The following is a 17158-nucleotide window of genomic DNA, read 5'->3' as shown; positions in this document are numbered from 1 at the left end:
AGCTTACTTCTGGATGCGGCGCACCCAGAAGCCGCCCTTGAAAAACTTCGGCTCGTAAGACACGATGAACGCCTTCGGCGACAGCTCGTTCAACTGCGACAACAACCGCTTCTCGTTGCTACGCTTGACCAGCACCTGCATCATGAGCCGCTTCCCGTCTTTCCCGTCGGCGACCCAAGACGTAACGCCGTACCCGAGCGATCGAAGCATCGGCGGCAACTCGGATTCGAGCGAATCGACGATGACCTGCACCTGCGAATATCCGAGCGCGAGGCGTTCTTCGATACGGCCGCCTAAATAGACCCCTATTCCGTATCCGAGGCAATACGCCGCGACGTTCCACGGGTTGTCGAGACGGTCCAAGACGAGCGTCAGCCCCATTAAGTAAATGAACACTTCCATGACCGAAAGGACAGAGGCCAAGGCCTTCTGTCCTTTGATCGTTAGGATCATGCGAAGCGTGAACAGCGAAACGTACACGACGTTGATCCCGATAATGATGAGCGCGAACGTGAGCGCCTGCCACATGATGTCGATCATTCCCTTGTCGCGATATAGTCCGGCCGAGGACGCTGCGAAGCGAACGGCGCCTGCAGCTTATTTTCGACGCTGTTGTACACGAAGAACGCGTTGCTCCGCGGATACGGCGTAATGTTGCTGTTCGAGCCGTGCATAATGTTGCAGTCGAAGAAGACGATCGAGCCCGCGCGTCCGGCCGGCTGCTCGATGCGGCTTCGCTCGACGAGCCAGGTCAGGCTCCCTTCGTCCGGCACGCCGAACACTTGTCGGCGGAGCGAGCTTTCGTAGTTGTTCTCCGGCGTCTCCCCGACGCATGCCACGAAGTGCCGATGCGAGCCCGGGATCACCATGAGCGGACCGTTGAACGGATAGTTGTCGCTGAGCGCGATCGAACACGACAGCGCCCGCATCCGCGGCATGCCGTCCTCCGTATGCCACGTCTCGAAGTCCGAATGCCACTGGAATTCCTTCCCTTTGAAGCCCGGTTTGAAGTTAATGCGCGATTGATGAACGTAAACGTCGCTCCCCAATATTTGTCTTACGGCGCTCACCAGCTTAGGGTGCTCCGATAACGCCCGAAATAGTCCATTGTCGCGATGCACGGCGAAGATCGACCGCACCTCGTCGCCCTCCGGCTCCAGGATGATTTCCGGCTTCCGAACGCCGCGGCTTTCCGCCAGCAGACGCCGAAGCTCGTTCTGCAGCGCCGCCGTCTCCTCCTCGGTGAAGAACGCTTCCGCGAACAAATACCCATCAGCGTCGTACGCGGACAAATCCTCCTTCGTCAGCGGTCCCTCGAAGTCGTTCGGGTACACGACGGGGTCCTTCCGTTCCAAGATGCGCGGCTGCGCCTCGACTCGGGACGGATACAAGTCGATTACGGTATCTTTCGTCGTCATCCTTCCATCTCTCCTTTACCGAAAATGATTTGCCCTCGCTAGGTAAGCAGCGGATAAGCCCCTTCCTCGTCATGCGTCTCTCGCCCCGTGCACGGGGGATTGAACACGCAGACGACGCGCATATCCTTCTTCACTTCGATCCGGTGCTTGTCGTGCGCGTTCAATAAATACATCGTTCCGGGAACGATCTCGTACGTCTCCCCCGTTTCCCGATCTAGCAGCGTCGCTTCGCCTTCGATGCAATACACCGCTTCGATATGGTTTTTGTACCACATGTCGGTAACGGTTCCGGCGTACATCACCGTGTCGTGCAAGGAAAATCCGACGCCGTCGTCCTTCAGGACGAGCCTTCGGCTCTCCCAAGTCTCCGCCTTCACGTCTCGCTCCGTGCCTTGAATCGTCTTCAAGTTTCTTACGATCATTCGCGTTCGCTCCCCTTTCGCTTGGCGACGGCCGCGGCGATCGCCGCCTCGATGCGCGCGAAGCCGTCGGCGAGTCCTTCGTCGTCGATAATGAGCGGCGGCAGCAGCTTGAACACTTCGTCGCTCGGACCGGACGTCTCCATGATAACGCCCCGGGCGAACGCCTCCTTGCATACGTCGCCCGCCAGCTCGGCGGCGCCGCAGGCGATGCCTTGAATGAAGCCCCTCCCCCGATGCGCGCCTTGCAGCGCCGGGTACTTCTCGATCATATCCGTCAGGAACGTTCGAATCCGCTCGCTCTTGCGGATCGTCTCGGCCTCCAATGCGCCGTCCGACCAATATTCCCGCAGCGCCGCCTCCGCCGTCACGAACGCCAGGTTGTTGCCGCGGAACGTGCCGTTGTGCTCGCCCGGCGACCAGACATCGAGCTCCGGCTTTAACAGCGTCAGCGCGAGCGGCAGTCCGTAGCCTCCGATCGACTTCGACAGCGTCACGATGTCCGGCCGGATGCCCGCCGGCTCGAAGCTGAAGAACGTGCCGGTCCGGCCGCAGCCGACTTGAATGTCGTCGACGATGAGCAGCATGTCGAACTTCCGGCAGATGGCCTCGATGCGCTTCAGCCATCCGAACGACGCGGCGTTCAGCCCGCCTTCGCCCTGCACCGTCTCGACGATGACCGCCGCCGGCATCTCCATGCCGCTGCCGCCGTCCTCGAGGAGGCGTTCGATATAAGCCGCGGTATCGGTGGCGTCGCCGAAGTAGTCGTCGAACGGCATCGATACGGCGTTCGTCAGCGGCACGCCGGCGCCGCCGCGCTTGAAGCCGTTGCCCGTCACGGCCAGCGAGCCGAGCGTCATGCCGTGGAACCCGTTCGTAAAGCTCAGGATCGTCTGACGCCCCTTCACCTTGCGCGCCAGCTTCAAGGCGGCTTCGACCGCGTTCGTGCCCGTCGGTCCCGGGAACATGATCTTGTAGTCCAGCTTCCGAGGACGAAGCACGACTTCGTCGAACGTCGCGAGCAGCCGACGTTTCGCCTCGGTCGCCATGTCGAGGCTGTGGGTCACGCCGTCGTCCATAATATATCGAACGAGCCGCTCCTTCAGCGCCGGGTGATTATGCCCATAGTTTAGCGCGCCGGCGCCGGCGAAAAAATCGAGATACGCCGTCCCTTCCGCATCCCAGAGCGTGTATCCGCGCGCCTTCGCGAACAGCGTCGGGAACCCCCGGCAGTAGCTGCGTACCTCGGATTCCAGCTTCTCGAAGATGTCTAACGACGATTCCGTCTTCGCCAACGTTTGCATACTCATGAACTCATCCCCTTATGGTTGGTATGTGAACGGTCCGATCCGATACAACTCCTCTTTCTCGTGCGCCCCGTCCGGGAACAGCTCCGCGGGGAACCCTGCCGAAATTTCGCAATCCAGCCCGAGACTTCGGGCCAAGCCGAAGAATAAGGAACGCGACGCCGCGTTCGACGGCGACACGGTCGCTTCCAGATAGCGGATGTCCGCATTGTCCGAACGGCCGAGCACGTGTTCCAGCAGTCGGCGCCCGATTCCCTGCCCACGCGCCTCGGCATCCACCCCGATTTGCCAGACGAACCAGGTGTCCGGCTTCCCCGGAGGGCGGAACCCGGTTACGAAGCCGACCGTCTTTCCTCCCCGCTTCGCCACCGCGCACGTCCCGCCGAAATGCTTCCCGAGCAAGAGATAGCTGTAAGGCGTATTCACGTCGAGCGTGCCGGCATCCCGCGCGGCGCGCCACATGTCGCCCCCGTCCCGCTCGGACGGCGGGCGAATGTCGACCTCTTCCAACATCATTGAACGGCAACCTCCTTCGCTCCCAGCAACGCCTCCGGCTGCCCTCGAAACCGCTGCAGGAACGTCCGCAGCCGTTCGCTCTCCGGCGCGTCGAAGATCCGCTCGGGCGGCCCCTCCTCGACGATGCGGCCTTCGTCGAAGAAGACGACGCGGTCGGCGACGTCCCGCGCGAACGCCATCTCGTGCGTGATGAGCAGCATCGCCATCTCGCCTTCCGCGGCGATCTCCGCGATGACGCTCAGCACCTCCCCGACGAGCTCCGGATCGAGCGCGGACGTCGGCTCGTCGAACAGCATGATCTTCGGCTTCATGACGAGCGCTCGGGCGATGGCCACGCGCTGCTTCTGGCCGCCGGACAGCTGCGCGGGATACGCGTCGACTTTATCCGCGAGGCCGACCTTCTCGAGCATCCGGATCGCGCGCGCCTTCGCCTCCGCCTTGCTCAGCCCGAGCACGTGCACGGGCGCCTCCATGCAATTCCGGAGAATCGTCATATGCGGAAACAGATTGAAATGCTGAAACACCATGCCGATGCTGCTCCGGAGCCGATGCAGATGCTTTTCGCTCGCCCGGACGGTTTGCCCTCCGCGGCGCTCCTGCCAGAGCGGTTCGCCGTCGACTTCGATCGTGCCCGCCGTCGGCTCTTCCAGCGTCATGAGCAGCCTTGCGATCGTCGTCTTTCCGGACCCGCTCGGTCCGATGACGGCCACCTTTTCCCCTGGGTAGATGTCGAGGTCGACGCCTCGCAGCACCGCGAGATCGCCGAAGCTCTTCTCGACGCCGCGGTACGTCACGATAGGGGACGTTGTCATAGTACCTCTCACCTCCGATTCAGCTTCGTCTCCAACCGGCGGAACAGATAGGAGGACGGCAAGCTGAGCAATAAAAATATGAGTCCGACCATCGTATACGCCTCGATGTATCGGAAATTCGCCGAGCCGTACAGCTTCGCTTGCAGCAGCATCTCCGGCAATGCGATGACGATCAGAATCGGCGTCTCCTTGAACATCATGATGAAATAATTGCCCATCACCGGCACGATCGGCGGGATCGCCTGCGGCAGCACGATCCGCAGCCACGTCTGCGCCTTGCCGAAATTCAACGCCCGAGACGCTTCCCACTGCCCCTTCGGCACATTGTCGATGCCCGCGCGGTATACCTCCGACAAGTAAGTCGCGTAGTGCAGCCCGAGCGCCGCGATGCCGGCGGCGTATTTATCGATGCGGACATGAATGATTTCCGGCAGCGCGAAGTATAGGAAGAACGCCTGTACGAGCAGCGGCGTGCACCGGATGAAATCGATGACGACCCCGCTCGCCTTCGACACGATCTTCGAGGGCGATCTGCGCAGCATCGCGAACAGCAAGCCGAAGAGCCCCGCGACGAGAAACCCTGCGATCGTAATGATCACCGTCGTCTTCGCGCCCTCGAGCAGCAACGGGAGCAGCTCGGAAACCGCGGTCCAGCTCCATTTTTCCGCCATGCGCTACGACCTCCCCGCCGACGCGTTCCGTTCGTACCACCGGGTCAGACGCAGCAGCGGATACGCGATGACAAAGTACAAAAGCAGCAGAATCAAGTAAATTTCTTCCGTTCGGTATAACGTGTTATTGATGACGTTCGCCCGATACGTCATGTCGCCGATCGTAATGAGCGAAGCGAGGGACGTCGCCTTGAGCAGCTCGATAAGCAAATTGCCGAAGGACGGGAGCATCATCCGGAACGCCTGCGGCAGGATCACGAGCCTCATCCGCTGGAACGCCGTGAAGTTGAGCGCGACCGACGCCTCCGTCTGTCCCTTCGGCACCGCCTTCACCGCGCTTCGGACGATCTCCGAGCCGTACGCGCCGTAGTTGAGACCGATCGCGAGCGCTCCGGCGAGGAACGGCGGCATGCTCCGCATCTCGAACAAAATCGAGAAGGCGTACATGAACCAGAACATCTGCACCAGCAGCGAGGAGCCTCGGAACGTCTCCACGTACCCCGCCGTTACCCAGCGCAGAACTCGCAGCTTCGAAAGTCGGCTCAACCCCGCGACGAACGAGACGACGAACGCCAGCGCCGCCGAAGCGGCCGCGAGCTGCAGCGTGACGAGGATGCCCTTCCCGAATAAGGGAAGCAGATCGAATGGCGCCGGCATCGGTTCGTTATTCCCCGCAGAGCTGCGCCGCCGTCATCTCGCCCGGCAGCTCGGCTTCCGTGAATCCGAACTCGCCGATGATTTCGAGCAAGCGGCCGCTGTCCTTCAGCTTCTTCAGCTCCGCATTGAACGCTTCCGCGAACGCCTCGTCGCCAAGACGGAACGCCGTCGCGCCGTAGCCCCACACTTCCTCGCCGTCCACGACCGGCTGTTTGAAATCGGCCACCCGCTCGAGCTCCGTCGCTTGGCCGGAGTCGATGAACGCCTGCAGCGACGGTCCCGTCATCGTGACCGCATCGATCGTCCCCGCGTTCAAAGCCGCGACGACGGCCGGCTGATCGTTCAGGATCTCGATCTGGTCGTCCGCGACGCCGGCGGTCTTCAAGTATTCGATCTCGATCGCGCCGACCATGACGCCGACCTTCGCGCTCTTGTCGGCGGCGATATCCTCGTAGCTGCGCAAGTTTTTGGGATTTCCCGGTTTGACGCCGAGCGCCTCGCCGACGCGGTATTCCGGGTCCGCGAACGCCACTTGGGCGCATCGGTCCGGGTTCACGAACATGCCCGCCGTAATCGCGTCGAATTGCTGCGCTTGCAACCCCGAAATGAGCGAACCGAAGTCGACCAGCTTGCCTTCCACTTCGTCGATTCCCAGCTCCGCGAACACCGCCTTGGCGACCTCGACCGCTTCGCCCGTCAACGTGCCGTCCGCCGTCTCGTAGGCGTACGGATTTTCGTTCGCGAAGCCGATGACGATTTTCCCCTCCGCCTTCGCTCGTTCCAGCGTAGACGTCTCGCCGGCGCCGGTCGTCTGGCTGCACGCCGCCGTCACCGTAATCAACGCCGCGCTCAACAACAACCCGATCCACTTTTTCCCTTTTCCCACAAGCAACCTCCTGAAAATTGAATTTTATAAACCCCACTTATGTATGACTCCCTTGAAAGACAAGCGCAGGATTTATAACCAATCCTTATGGACATTCCAAATGGTAACATACTTCCAGTGGATGCTCACCCTGCATATCCCTCCATATATCCGGCTCAAGCGCTCTCATGTCCGCTCACGGAAAATTATGCGATGAATACTCCTTTTTCCTCCCATCTCCTCTATGGTCCTGCCAATGCCTTCCAAGATTCGCTTTCTATCGGATTTTCGTTAATCGATCGCTTCCCTCCCCGAAAAGAAAAGAGCCCCCTTCTCAGGAGGCTCTGCCAACACCCAAAATCTTATGATCCGCTCATCATGCCGCCGTTCACGTGCAGCGTCTGCCCGGTGACGTAGCTCGCGTCGTCGGACGCCAAAAACACGTAAGCCGGCGCGAGTTCGTACGGCTGCGCGGCCCGGCGCATCGGCGTATCGGTGCCGAATTGCTTCATCGCGTTCGCGGGGAACGTCGCGGCGGTGAGCGGCGTCCAAACGGGCCCCGGCGCCACCGCGTTCACGCGGATGCCGTACTCCGCCAGCTGCAGCGCGAGCGAGCGGGTGAAGGAGACGTTCGCCCCCTTCGTCGCGGAGTAATCGAGCAGTTCCTTGTTGCCGTTGTATGCGACGACCGACGCCGTATTGACGATCGCGCTGCCGCGCTTCATGTACGGGACGACGGCCCGCGCGAAGTAAAAGTAGGCGAACATATTCGTCCGGAACGTCGCCTCCAGCTGTTCGTCGCTGAGCGTGAGAATCGTCGGTTGATACGGCTGGTACGCGGCGTTATTGATCAAGACGTCGATCGCGCCGAACGTCTGCAGCGTCCGCTGCGCGACCTCCGCCGCGAACGCGGAACGTCGGACGTCGCCGGCGATCGCGAGACAACCGCCGCCGATCTCGCGCACCCGGCGCGCCGTCTCCTCGGCGTCTTCGTGCTCGTCGAGGTAGACGATGACGACGTTCGCCCCTTCCTTCGCGAACGCGTAAGCGACCGCGCGGCCGATGCCGGAATCTCCCCCCGTGATGATCGCGGTCTTGCCGCGCAGCTTCCCCGACGGCGTATAATACGGGTTCTCCGCGATCGGACGCGGCGCCATCGCGGCTTCGAAGCCGGGCTGCCGCGGCTGATGCTGCGGCGGGAACGCGATCGGCGCTTCCTCGCATTTCGTTTCTTTCCCGATGTACGTATATACCGGATACATGCCTTCCTCCTGGACGGCGCCTCCTGTCAACATAGGCGTTTACCCCAATATATTCGCAACGGTCCGGAACGGTTCTCGGGAAGCGGCGTGCATAACGGCGGCGAGAAAAGGCAATACAGCATAATAAGTCAATTTCCGACTGGGGGGAATTCCATTGTTTATGCTGCTTATTAAGTTTCTGCTCGTCCCTGCGCTCGTCGGCTTAGCCGACGTTATGATGGCGGACTTGTTTTTCCCGACGGCTTGGTCCATCGTCCTGATCGGCCTCGCGCTGGCCGCCGTCGGTCTCTTCATGGAGTCGGCGATGCTGCGGCGGGGCACGTTATGGCTTACGACGGCCGCCGATTGGGCCGTGGCGGCTGCCGGCATCTACCTCGCCCAATACCTATTCGAGGGAGCGTACGTCAGCGCCGTCGCCGCGCTGCTCGCCGGGGGGCTGATCGCGATCCCGGAATACTTCGCGCACCGTTCGGCGATCGAACGCATGAGCCGCAGACGGCGGTATTAAAAAAAAGGACCGTGCGACGATTCGCATCGATCTTCGATGCCGATCCTCGTACGGTCCTTCGCGTTATTTCCTGCGATATTCGAGAAACCGATATGCGTACGGATTGGCCGTATTCATCGGCCCCGGTTGCTCCCAGACGACGTTCCACTCCTCGTCGTTCCACGCCGGGAAGGCGGTATCGCCGTCCCAGACGTGTTCGATCCGCGTCACATACATCGCGTTCGCGATCGGCAGGAACGCTTCGTAGACGGCGCCTCCGCCGATGACGCACAACCGGCTCGCGTCCGCCGTCATCGCGAGCGCCGCTTGGACCGAATCGGCCGTCTCGACGCCTTCGGCGGAGAAGTTCGGATCCCGCGTCAGCACGATGTTCCGGCGCCCCGGGAGCGGCCGTCCGATCGATTCGTATGTCTTCCTGCCCATAACGAGCGGGTTACCCTTCGTGATTTTCCGGAAGAACTTCATATCCTCCGGCAAGCGCCAGAGCAGCTTATTGTCCCGTCCGATGATCCGGTGCTCGTCCATCGCCGCGACGAGCGCGATTTCCACCGCCATGTTCCTTCGCCTCCTTACACCGCTACAGGCGCTTTAATCGCCGGGTGCGGGTCGTAGCCGATCAGCTCGAGGTCGTCCATGTCGAAGTCGAACACGGAGCGCGCTTCGGGGTTCAGCCGCAGCGTCGGCAGCGGCCTCGGCTCGCGTTCGAGTTGAATCGCGATTTGATCGAGATGATTCATGTAAATATGCGCATCCCCGATCGTATGCACGAAGTCGCCGACGGCGAGGCCGCATTCCTTCGCGACGAGATGCGTCAACAGCGCGTAGCTCGCAATGTTGAACGGGATGCCTAGGAACGTATCCCCGCTTCGCTGGTACAGCTGGCAGGACAGCTTCCCGTCGGCGACGTAAAATTGATACAGCGTATGGCAAGGCGGAAGCGCGGCCCGCTGCGGGGCGACGTCCTCCGGCGACCAGCTGGACACGATCAGGCGGCGCGAATCGGGATTGCGCTTGATTTCCTCGATCACGTTCTTCAACTGATCGATCGTCTCGCCCCGCGACGTCTCCCACCGGCGCCATTGCTTCCCGTACACGTTGCCGAGATCGCCGTATTTCGCCGCGAAGCCGTCGTCCTCGAGCACCCGCCGCTTGAACGACTCCATCTCGGCCTGATACAGCGCGTTGAACGCTTCGTCGCGGGGGGCGCGCAGACCGAAATCCGTCATGTCCGGACCCGCGTATTCCTCGCTCTCGACCCACTTCTTGAACGCCCACTCGTTCCAAATATTGTTCTTATGCTGCAGCAAATAACGGATGTTCGTGTCGCCTTTAATGAACCAGAGCAGCTCGCTGGCGATCAGCTTGAAGGAGACGCGCTTCGTCGTCAGGAGCGGAAAGCCTTCGTTCAGATCGAACCGCATCTGGTACCCGAACGAAGAGATCGTGCCCGTGCCCGTCCGGTCTCCCTTCCGATCGCCTCTCTCGAGAAGATGTTTCAGTAGAGATAGATATTCGTTTTCGCTGGCGCTCATCATGGTTTCCCTCCGGACTTGGATGTTCATCCCCACATTATAACACATCGCATCCTCGTAGACAGAGCCGGAACGCTCTATTAAAATAAGTTATACAAAATAGAATCGCGAGGAACGACGCATGACCGAATCGAACCGAATCAACTGCATGAAGTGCCGCCATTATTACGTGACCTGGGAGCCGCAGTACCCGCGAGGCTGCAGAGCCTACGGCTTCAAGACGAGACAGATGCCCAGCGTCACGGTGTTATCGTCTTCCGGGCGGCCTTGCTTGCAATACGAAGAGAAATTCGTCCAGCCCCCGGCGAAAAAGTAAAAGCCTCCGCGCACGGAGGCTTCATGCTTTGTCGTCGTAATACCGATGCGCCGCTTCGATCCGCTCCCCGATTTCGATCAGTCCGTACGAATACCGCGGCTGCCGCCGCTTGTCCGTCGGCGAGCCGGGGTTGAACAGCAGCACCCCGTCCGGCGACATCTCGTAATACGGCACATGCGAATGGCCGAATACGACGATGTCGACGGGGTCGTCCCGAAAGCTGATCGCCGCCTTGGCTTCCGTCGATCGGCCGGGTCCGTCGTGGCCGTGAACGAGGCCGATCCGGCGCCCGCCCGCTTCCACGATTTTGCGAAACCCGAAGCGGCGCACGATGTCTATGCCGTCGTTGTTGCCCGCGACCGCTTCCAGCGGCGCGACCGCCTCGAGCAGCGGCACGACCGCCGGGTCGGTGAAGTCGCCGGCGTGAAGCAGCAAGTCGACGCCGCGCAGGCCTTCGACGAGAAGATTCGGAAGCTTCGCGCCGCGGGAAAACATATGGGTGTCGGAGACGACCCCGATCCGTAACGGCGCGCTCATCGTTAGTCGAGCACCGCTTGCATATGCTTCTTCGTTACGGACCAGTGGGACGTCGCCCAGTACTTCGACTTGTCCTTCACCAAGATCATCTGCGGCGACTCGTGCTTCACCGCGAGATCCTCCGCGATCTTGTTCGAGACCGGTCGCGCCTCGATCACCTTCACCAGCACGTAGTCGACGCCCTCCGCCGGCTTGTCCTTCAAGTACTCCTCGTATTCCTCCAGCGCCGCGCTGCTCACCGGGCAACGCGTGCTATGCTTCAGCACGAGAACCGGCTTGTCCGCCGACGCCTCGAACGCCGCCGCCCATTCCGCTTCCGTCGTAATTTCGCGATATGTCGTCATGTTCATCCGTCCTTTCGAATATTCGGCGCGTCGCACCATAACCCGCCGGGATCGCTCGTCTCGTCTCCGCAGCAGCCGCTCCATTGGCCGCAGTTGAAGCATTTCCACTTGGCCATCCACCACTTCATTGAGAAGCCGCAGATCGGACAAGGCGGGACGACGTCCGCGTTGCGCGGCTCCGCCGTTCGGATGTCCGCCATTCCTCGTTCCCCCCACCGGTCGAGCCGGATTGCGAATCTTCTCTTATTGTAGGCAATCCGGCGTCGCTTTTCAACGAAACGGGGAAGCCTCTACCGCAAGCCCTCTAGGAACGGCGACAGCGCCTCCGCGACGCATTCCGCGAGAATTCGATGGCCCCGCTCGTTCGGGTGGACGCCGTCGTCGGCGAACAGATGAGCCTCGCGTCCGAGGAACGCGTCGTACGACCGCGCCACGAGCACCTTGCCGCCGTAGGAAGCCGCGTTGCGATAGATGCAGCGGTTGACGAAGTTGATCCACAGGACGGCGTCGCGCACCTGCGGGAACGGGTTATAGCAATCCGTCACGACGATGCGGGCGTCCCGCTCCATCGTACGGTGCACCGCGACGAGCTCGCCGAGGAGATCCTTATAGGCGAAAGCGAACGCGCGCATCCCCGGCTTCATCGACCGGGTTTCGCCTTGAATGTACATCCGCATGGCCGCCCGGATCAGGTCGTTCCCTCCGGCCGTCAACGTGACGACGTCGGCCGACGCGACCGCGCGTCGCAGCTCACCGTTCGTAAGCAGCCGCTCGAGCGTCTCCGCCGTCGTCGCCCCGACGACGCCGTAATTCCGGTGCGCGACGTCAAGCGGCTGCATCGAACGCCATAAGTCTTGCAAGACCCAGACGAAGCCTTTCTCTGCCGGCGCTCCGGTGCCGAACGTCAGCGAGTCTCCGACGGCGGTCATCTTGATCGGTTTCGTCATAGCTGATTCCCCCAAGCCCAGAACTTTACTCCATGTTATTCAGGACCGGGAAAAATGGGCTTGTTTCCCGCCCATTTTTTTTGAAAAAAAATCGCCGCGGCTTGGGACCGCGGCCGGAGGCCGTTATAATATCCGCTCGCCGAGCAGCGACGCGGCGAGTTCCACCGCGACGAGCGCGGTCTTATTCCGATGATCCAGAATCGGGTTCACCTCGACGATATCCATGCTGACGACGCAGCCCGCCTCCGATAACAGCTCCATCGCCAGATGCCCTTCGCGGTACGTCATCCCTCCGATAACCGGCGTTCCGACGCCGGGCGCCTCCTCCGGATCGAGTCCGTCCAGATCGAGGCTGAGATGCACGCCGTCGGTGCCGTCCCGGACGATGTCGATCGTCTCCTCCATCACTCGCGTCATGCCGAGTCGATCGATGTCGTGCATCGAGAACACCTTGATCCCCAGCTCCCTAATGAGCTTCCTCTCGCCCGGGTCGATGGACCGCGCGCCGACGATCACGACCTTCGACGGGTCGATCTTCTTGTCGACGCCTCCGATCGCCGTCAGCTTCGGATGCCCGATGCCGAGCGCCAGCGCGAGCGACATGCCGTGAATGTTGCCGGACGGCGACGTCTCGTCGGTATTCAAGTCGGCATGCGCGTCGAACCAAATGACGCCGACGCTCCGCTTATGCTGCAGCACCCCCGAAATCGATCCGAAAGCGAGACTATGGTCGCCTCCAAGCACGAGCGGGAACCGCCCGCGCTCCATCGCGGACGAGACGTTCCGATGCAGCTCGTCGCAGACGGCGCCGATTTCCTCCAGAAACTTCAGCTTCGGACCGAACGCGCCGTACCCGCTCGGCCTCCGAACGACCAAATCGCCTTCGTCGTGCACGGTATAGCCGAGCGACGCGAGGCGCGATTCGATGGCCGCGACCCGCAGCGCGCTCGGGCCCATATCGACGCCGCGGCGATCCGCGCCCAGATCGATCGGGACGCCGATCAAGGAGATGTCTTTCGTTTTCGCCACCAAGCTTTCCTCCTTCCGATTCCGTTCACGAGCGGAACATCCCTTTCATTACGAACCATAAATTCGCGGGACGCTCCGCGATGCGGCGCGTAAAGTACGGATACCACGCCTCCCCGAACGGGGTGTACACGCGAACCCGGTACCCTTCCTGCGCCAACCTAAGCTGCAAGGACGTCGAGATGCCGTACAGCATTTGGAACTCGAATCGCTCCCGATCGATGCCTCGTTCTTGGACGAAACGGATCGTCTTCTCGATGATCCGCTCGTCGTGCGTGGCTACGGCCGTATAGCAGCCTTGACTCATATGCGCTTCCACGAGGCGAACGTAGTTTTCGTCGACGTCTTTCTTTTCCGGATAGGCGATTTCCTTAGGCTCCTTATACGCCCCTTTCACGATGCGCAGGTTCGCCCCGAGCGCGCCGAGCCGGCGACGGTCCTCCTCCGTTCGGTACAAGTATGCCTGCAGCACGAGTCCGACCCGTTTCCGGCCGTACCGCGAGAGGAGCTTGCGGAACAAGTCGATCGTGACCTGCGTGACGGGCGAGTCCTCCATGTCGATGCGCACGAAATTTCTCGTTCGTTCGGCTTCGTTCAAGATGCGCGTCATCAGCGTCTCGCACAGCGCCGGATCGATCTGCAATCCGAGCTGGGTCAGCTTCACCGACACGTTCGAGTTCAGCTTCCGTTCGTAGATCGCTCGCAGGACGCGGACGGTTTGCTCGGCCGCCTCCTCCGCCAGCGCTTGCTCGCTTACGCTCTCGCCCAAGTAATCGAGCGTGACCAAGAGCCCTTGCTTATTGAGTCGCTCCACCGCCTCCAGCGTCTCCTCCAGCTGCTCCGCCGCGACGAACCGGGCGACCCCGAGCCGCATGCCGTACTTCTGGAAGAACGTCCGAATCCCCGCGTTCCCCGCCACCGTGAGTACCGCGCCGCGCATGAACGAATCCCACGACATCCGCCTCTCCCCGCTTTCGTTACAGTCTCTCCGAGCTGAGCTTCAGCTGCGCGAATTGCAGCAAGTAGTCCGGTCCTCCCGCCTTCGAGTCGGTGCCCGACAGGTTAAAGCCGCCGAACGGATGTACGCCGACGATGGCGCCCGTACATTTACGATTGAAATATAAATTTCCGACGTGGAACTCCTGCCGCGCCCGTTCGATGTGCGCGCGATTCCGAGTGAACACGGAGCCGGTCAGCCCGTATTCCGTATTGTTCGCGATTTCGAGCGCATGATCGAAGTCGGTCGCCTTCGAGAACGCAAGCACGGGGCCGAAAATTTCTTCCTGCATCAGCCGCGCGTTCGGCTCGACGTCGGCGAAGATCGTCGGCTCGATGAAGTAGCCGCGATCCGCTTCGGGCGTTCCGCCGCCGGTCAGGAGACGGCCTTCCCCTTTTCCGATTTCGACGTATTCCAGAATTTTCTCGTACGCCGATCGGTCGACGACCGGTCCCGTGTAGTTCCCGTGGTCGGCGGCGTCGCCGACCTTCAGCGGACGCGTCAGTTCGACGGTTCGTCGGAGCACTTCGTCGTAGACGTCTTGATGCACGATCGCGCGGGAGCACGCGGAGCACTTCTGCCCCGAGAAGCCGAACGCCGAAGCGACGATCGCCTGCGCGGCCGCCTCGAGATCCGCATCGCGGTCGACGACGATCGAATCCTTGCCGCCCATCTCGCCGATATACCGCTTCAGCCAAATCTGGCCTTCGCTTTGCTTCGCGGACAGCTCGTGGATTCGGAGACCCACGTCTCTCGAGCCGGTGAACGCAATGAACCGCGTCAGCTTATGCGTTACGAGAAAATCGCCGATTTCCGCGCCGCTGCCCGGCACGAAGTTGATGACGCCCGGCGGCAGTCCCGCATCCTCCAGCATCTCGTAAAACTTGTACGCGATGACCGGCGTCGTGCTCGCCGGCTTCAAGACGACGGTATTGCCGGCGACGATCGACGCGACGGTCATGCCGACCATGATCGCAAGCGGGAAGTTCCACGGCGGGATGACGATGCCGACGCCGAGCGGGATGTATTCGAGGCGGTTATGCTCGCCCGGCATCGGCACGAGCAAGTCGTCGGACTTCTTCGCGAGCGCGATCATCTGCCGTCCGTAATATTCCATAAAGTCGATCGCTTCCGCCGTATCCGCGTCCGCCTCGGCTCGCACCTTGCCGGCCTCGACGGTGAGCCAAGCGCTGAATTCATGCTTGCGCCGCCGCAGAATGGCCGCCGTCTTGAACAGGACCGTCGCGCGCGCCTCCGGCGATACCCGAGACCAGACCTTGTACGCGTAGTGCGCGGCTTGGATCGCCTGTTCCGCGTGCGTCCGGTCCGCCTTCGCGACGACGCCGACCGTTTCGCCGTAACGGGACGGATTGATCGACGCGCTCGTCTGCTCCGTGGCGATGCGCTGTCCGCCGATGACGAGCGGCACCTGGAGACCTAGCTCGCTTCGCACCTTCGCGAGCGCCTCTTCGAAGCCCTGCGCTTCCTTCGGGTTCGAGAAATCCGTGAACGGCTCCGGCGTGTATGGAATCATAGTCATGACGATTCTCTCCTCTCTTGGTTTAGGACGTTGCGGACAACGCTTGCTCGATCCGTTCGAACGCCCAGTCCAGCTCTTCGGGCGTCGCGGTGAGCGGAGGCGCGAAGCGGATGACGTTCTCGTGCGTCTCCTTGCACAGCAAGCCAAGCTCCTTGAGCGCCTCGCAATACGGTCTTGCCTGCGACTTCATCTCGAGCGCGATAAGGAGGCCCCGGCCTCGCGCCTCGCGGATGTCGGGATGCTTCAACGTGCGAAGCCGCTTCAGGAAATTGTCGCCCAGCGTCGCGGACCTCTCGACGAGACGCTCCTCCTCGATGACGTCGAGCGCCGCGACGGCGACCGCGCAGGCGAGCGGATTACCGCCGAACGTAGAGCCGTGCGAGCCCGGGTCGAAGACGCCGAGAACGCCGGCGTCGGCCGCGACCGCCGACACGGGCAGGACGCCCGCGCCGAGCGCCTTGCCCATGATGTACATGTCCGGCGTCACGCCTTCCCAATCGCATGCGAATTTGCGGCCGGTACGGCCGAAGCCGGTTTGAATTTCGTCCGCGAGCAGCAGGACGTTCTGCGCTTTGCAGAGGCTCGCGGCGTCGCGAAGATAGCCCTCCGGCGGGATGACGATGCCCGCTTCGCCTTGAATCGGCTCGACGAGGAACGCGGCCGTGTTCGCCGTCACGGCGCTTCGCAGCGCCTCGAGATCGCCGTAGGGGACAATGCGGAAGCCCGGCGTGAACGGGCCGAAGCCGCGGCGGTACGCCGGGTCGGAGGAGAACGACGTCACGGTGATCGTCCGCCCGTGGAAGTTGCCGCTCGCGACGATGATTTCGGCTTGGTCGTCCGGCACCTTCTTCACGTCGTACGCCCATCGCCGCGCCGCCTTCAGCGCGGTCTCCACCGCTTCCGCACCGGTATTCATCGGCAGGATCGTCGACTTGCCGGTGAACGCCGACAGCCGCTCGTAAAACCGGGCCATCGGTTCGTTATAAAACGCGCGCGACGTGAGCGTCACCTTGTCGGCCTGGTCCTTCAACGCTTGAATGATTTTCGGGTGACGATGTCCTTGATTGAGCGCGGAGTAGCCGCTGAGCATATCCATGTACCGGTTGCCTTCCGGATCGTATACCCACACGCCTTCCGCGCGCTCGACCACTACCGGTATCGGGTGATAATTGTGCGCCCCGATCCGCTCGGTCGTCTCGATGATCGTTTGCGACGCCTTCAAGAGCTGCGCCTCCTTCTGTCAGTTGGTCCGAAGCTGTGTCGCGAGCAATGCCATATACTGTTATCATACGTCAATACCGGGCGAACCAATCCCATGAGATTCGGCGAAACCGGCGACAAGTTCGGCATGACCGTCGGCGAAGTTTTCGAGCTTATTCGGCGGAGCCAAGGAAATCCGGCAGAAGGAGCTCTTGAACCATCGCGCCTCCTCCCGTAACGAAGCAAAAAAAGACCGCCTCGACGCAGCTTTCGCTTCCGTCGTG

22 protein-coding genes are annotated in these 17158 nt (G+C 61.6%); 2 read left to right on the top strand and 20 right to left on the bottom strand.

Annotated features, from left to right (window positions below):
- Positions 1 to 3: 3 nt before the first annotated feature.
- From FE782_RS21300 to FE782_RS21255, 10 genes are all read right to left on the bottom strand, one after another.
- On the bottom strand, positions 4 to 540 hold the full coding sequence (locus FE782_RS21300) for a DUF2179 domain-containing protein (protein WP_238392595.1): 537 nt from the start codon (positions 538 to 540) through the stop codon (positions 4 to 6).
- On the bottom strand, positions 537 to 1418 hold the full coding sequence (gene thpD / locus FE782_RS21295) for an ectoine hydroxylase (protein WP_138196358.1): 882 nt from the start codon (positions 1416 to 1418) through the stop codon (positions 537 to 539). Before thpD ends, FE782_RS21300 begins: the two co-directional genes overlap by 4 nt.
- A 38-nt stretch (positions 1419 to 1456) precedes the next feature.
- The gene (locus tag FE782_RS21290; RefSeq protein WP_138196357.1) at positions 1457 to 1840 is read right to left on the bottom strand and encodes an ectoine synthase; all 384 of its coding nucleotides are present in this window, start codon (positions 1838 to 1840) and stop codon (positions 1457 to 1459) included.
- Positions 1837 to 3147: a diaminobutyrate--2-oxoglutarate transaminase gene (ectB, locus tag FE782_RS21285; RefSeq protein ID WP_439116448.1), complete on the bottom strand. Its 1311-nt coding sequence runs from the start codon at positions 3145 to 3147 to the stop codon at positions 1837 to 1839. Before ectB ends, FE782_RS21290 begins: the two co-directional genes overlap by 4 nt.
- Positions 3148 to 3159: 12 nt before the next feature.
- Complete coding sequence (gene ectA, locus FE782_RS21280; RefSeq protein WP_138196356.1) at positions 3160 to 3660, bottom strand: diaminobutyrate acetyltransferase; 501 nt, start codon at positions 3658 to 3660, stop codon at positions 3160 to 3162.
- Positions 3657 to 4472, bottom strand: coding sequence for an ectoine/hydroxyectoine ABC transporter ATP-binding protein EhuA (gene ehuA / locus FE782_RS21275; protein ID WP_138196355.1), 816 nt, complete (start codon positions 4470 to 4472; stop codon positions 3657 to 3659). Before ehuA ends, ectA begins: the two co-directional genes overlap by 4 nt.
- A gap of 8 nt (positions 4473 to 4480) precedes the next feature.
- The gene (gene ehuD, locus FE782_RS21270) at positions 4481 to 5143 is read right to left on the bottom strand and encodes an ectoine/hydroxyectoine ABC transporter permease subunit EhuD (RefSeq protein ID WP_138196354.1); all 663 of its coding nucleotides are present in this window, start codon (positions 5141 to 5143) and stop codon (positions 4481 to 4483) included.
- A gap of 3 nt (positions 5144 to 5146) precedes the next feature.
- On the bottom strand, positions 5147 to 5800 hold the full coding sequence (gene ehuC, locus FE782_RS21265) for an ectoine/hydroxyectoine ABC transporter permease subunit EhuC (RefSeq protein WP_138196353.1): 654 nt from the start codon (positions 5798 to 5800) through the stop codon (positions 5147 to 5149).
- A gap of 7 nt (positions 5801 to 5807) precedes the next feature.
- The gene (gene ehuB / locus FE782_RS21260) at positions 5808 to 6686 is read right to left on the bottom strand and encodes an ectoine/hydroxyectoine ABC transporter substrate-binding protein EhuB (protein WP_202914580.1); all 879 of its coding nucleotides are present in this window, start codon (positions 6684 to 6686) and stop codon (positions 5808 to 5810) included.
- A 341-nt stretch (positions 6687 to 7027) separates the two neighbouring features.
- Complete coding sequence (locus FE782_RS21255; RefSeq protein WP_138196454.1) at positions 7028 to 7927, bottom strand: glucose 1-dehydrogenase; 900 nt, start codon at positions 7925 to 7927, stop codon at positions 7028 to 7030.
- A gap of 154 nt (positions 7928 to 8081) precedes the next feature.
- Between FE782_RS21255 and FE782_RS21250 the strand changes: the two genes are divergently transcribed.
- Entirely contained in the window at positions 8082 to 8435 is a 354-nt protein-coding gene (locus FE782_RS21250; RefSeq protein WP_138196351.1) for a hypothetical protein, read from the top strand.
- A 63-nt stretch (positions 8436 to 8498) separates the two neighbouring features.
- Here FE782_RS21250 and FE782_RS21245 read toward each other — a convergent pair whose 3' ends face one another.
- Both FE782_RS21245 and FE782_RS21240 read right to left on the bottom strand, forming a co-directional pair.
- The gene (locus tag FE782_RS21245) at positions 8499 to 8990 is read right to left on the bottom strand and encodes a dihydrofolate reductase (protein ID WP_138196350.1); all 492 of its coding nucleotides are present in this window, start codon (positions 8988 to 8990) and stop codon (positions 8499 to 8501) included.
- Between the two features lie 14 nt (positions 8991 to 9004).
- A complete protein-coding gene (locus FE782_RS21240) occupies positions 9005 to 9967 on the bottom strand; it encodes a thymidylate synthase (RefSeq protein ID WP_138196349.1) in 963 nt (320 codons plus the stop codon).
- A gap of 121 nt (positions 9968 to 10088) precedes the next feature.
- Here FE782_RS21240 and FE782_RS21235 point away from each other — a divergent pair, with 121 nt between their 5' ends.
- A complete protein-coding gene (locus FE782_RS21235; protein WP_138196348.1) occupies positions 10089 to 10283 on the top strand; it encodes a uracil-DNA glycosylase in 195 nt (64 codons plus the stop codon).
- Between the two features lie 21 nt (positions 10284 to 10304).
- On the opposite strand, the gene FE782_RS21230 is transcribed toward FE782_RS21235, so the two are convergent.
- From FE782_RS21230 to FE782_RS21195, 8 genes are all read right to left on the bottom strand, one after another.
- Entirely contained in the window at positions 10305 to 10820 is a 516-nt protein-coding gene (locus FE782_RS21230; RefSeq protein ID WP_138196347.1) for a metallophosphoesterase, read from the bottom strand.
- A 2-nt stretch (positions 10821 to 10822) separates the two neighbouring features.
- Complete coding sequence (ytxJ, locus tag FE782_RS21225) at positions 10823 to 11164, bottom strand: bacillithiol system redox-active protein YtxJ (RefSeq protein WP_138196346.1); 342 nt, start codon at positions 11162 to 11164, stop codon at positions 10823 to 10825.
- Positions 11165 to 11166: 2 nt separating this feature from the next.
- A complete protein-coding gene (locus FE782_RS21220) occupies positions 11167 to 11364 on the bottom strand; it encodes a hypothetical protein (protein ID WP_138196345.1) in 198 nt (65 codons plus the stop codon).
- Positions 11365 to 11454: 90 nt separating this feature from the next.
- Complete coding sequence (locus FE782_RS21215; RefSeq protein WP_138196344.1) at positions 11455 to 12111, bottom strand: SGNH/GDSL hydrolase family protein; 657 nt, start codon at positions 12109 to 12111, stop codon at positions 11455 to 11457.
- A 123-nt stretch (positions 12112 to 12234) separates the two neighbouring features.
- Positions 12235 to 13143, bottom strand: coding sequence for an arginase (rocF, locus tag FE782_RS21210; protein ID WP_439116447.1), 909 nt, complete (start codon positions 13141 to 13143; stop codon positions 12235 to 12237).
- Between the two features lie 22 nt (positions 13144 to 13165).
- Positions 13166 to 14095 (bottom strand): proline dehydrogenase family protein, encoded by a 930-nt coding sequence (locus FE782_RS21205; RefSeq protein ID WP_238392594.1) that lies wholly within the window; start codon positions 14093 to 14095, stop codon positions 13166 to 13168.
- Positions 14096 to 14114: 19 nt separating this feature from the next.
- Entirely contained in the window at positions 14115 to 15668 is a 1554-nt protein-coding gene (gene pruA, locus FE782_RS21200; RefSeq protein WP_138196452.1) for an L-glutamate gamma-semialdehyde dehydrogenase, read from the bottom strand.
- 28 nt (positions 15669 to 15696) lie between these two features.
- Positions 15697 to 16896, bottom strand: a complete 1200-nt coding sequence (locus FE782_RS21195; protein WP_138196342.1) for an ornithine--oxo-acid transaminase — start codon at positions 16894 to 16896, stop codon at positions 15697 to 15699.
- Positions 16897 to 17158: the final 262 nt, after the last annotated feature.

This window comes from Paenibacillus antri (assembly GCF_005765165.1).
Classification (GTDB): Bacteria; Bacillota; Bacilli; order Paenibacillales; family YIM-B00363; genus Paenibacillus_AE; species Paenibacillus_AE antri.
The sequence above is the reverse complement of the archived record's forward strand: the minus strand, read 5'-3'. Positions and strand labels throughout refer to the sequence as shown.

What these genes read in the sequence shown, in the direction of transcription:
- FE782_RS21300 (WP_238392595.1), bottom strand. Translation starts at nt 540, where the DNA reads ATGATCGACATCATGTGGCAGGCGCTCACGTTCGCGCTCATCATTATC.
- FE782_RS21245 (WP_138196350.1), bottom strand. Translation starts at nt 8,990, where the DNA reads ATGGCGGTGGAAATCGCGCTCGTCGCGGCGATGGACGAGCACCGGATC.
- ehuA (WP_138196355.1), bottom strand. Translation starts at nt 4,472, where the DNA reads ATGACAACGTCCCCTATCGTGACGTACCGCGGCGTCGAGAAGAGCTTC.
- thpD (WP_138196358.1), bottom strand. Translation starts at nt 1,418, where the DNA reads ATGACGACGAAAGATACCGTAATCGACTTGTATCCGTCCCGAGTCGAG.
- FE782_RS21255 (WP_138196454.1), bottom strand. Translation starts at nt 7,927, where the DNA reads ATGTATCCGGTATATACGTACATCGGGAAAGAAACGAAATGCGAGGAA.
- ehuC (WP_138196353.1), bottom strand. Translation starts at nt 5,800, where the DNA reads ATGCCGGCGCCATTCGATCTGCTTCCCTTATTCGGGAAGGGCATCCTC.
- ectB (WP_439116448.1), bottom strand. Translation starts at nt 3,147, where the DNA reads ATGAGTATGCAAACGTTGGCGAAGACGGAATCGTCGTTAGACATCTTC.
- ehuD (WP_138196354.1), bottom strand. Translation starts at nt 5,143, where the DNA reads ATGGCGGAAAAATGGAGCTGGACCGCGGTTTCCGAGCTGCTCCCGTTG.
- FE782_RS21230 (WP_138196347.1), bottom strand. Translation starts at nt 10,820, where the DNA reads ATGAGCGCGCCGTTACGGATCGGGGTCGTCTCCGACACCCATATGTTT.
- FE782_RS21235 (WP_138196348.1), top strand. Translation starts at nt 10,089, where the DNA reads ATGACCGAATCGAACCGAATCAACTGCATGAAGTGCCGCCATTATTAC.
- ectA (WP_138196356.1), bottom strand. Translation starts at nt 3,660, where the DNA reads ATGATGTTGGAAGAGGTCGACATTCGCCCGCCGTCCGAGCGGGACGGG.
- ytxJ (WP_138196346.1), bottom strand. Translation starts at nt 11,164, where the DNA reads ATGACGACATATCGCGAAATTACGACGGAAGCGGAATGGGCGGCGGCG.
- FE782_RS21215 (WP_138196344.1), bottom strand. Translation starts at nt 12,111, where the DNA reads ATGACGAAACCGATCAAGATGACCGCCGTCGGAGACTCGCTGACGTTC.
- pruA (WP_138196452.1), bottom strand. Translation starts at nt 15,668, where the DNA reads ATGATTCCATACACGCCGGAGCCGTTCACGGATTTCTCGAACCCGAAG.
- FE782_RS21290 (WP_138196357.1), bottom strand. Translation starts at nt 1,840, where the DNA reads ATGATCGTAAGAAACTTGAAGACGATTCAAGGCACGGAGCGAGACGTG.
- FE782_RS21220 (WP_138196345.1), bottom strand. Translation starts at nt 11,364, where the DNA reads ATGGCGGACATCCGAACGGCGGAGCCGCGCAACGCGGACGTCGTCCCG.
- FE782_RS21205 (WP_238392594.1), bottom strand. Translation starts at nt 14,095, where the DNA reads ATGTCGTGGGATTCGTTCATGCGCGGCGCGGTACTCACGGTGGCGGGG.
- FE782_RS21240 (WP_138196349.1), bottom strand. Translation starts at nt 9,967, where the DNA reads ATGAGCGCCAGCGAAAACGAATATCTATCTCTACTGAAACATCTTCTC.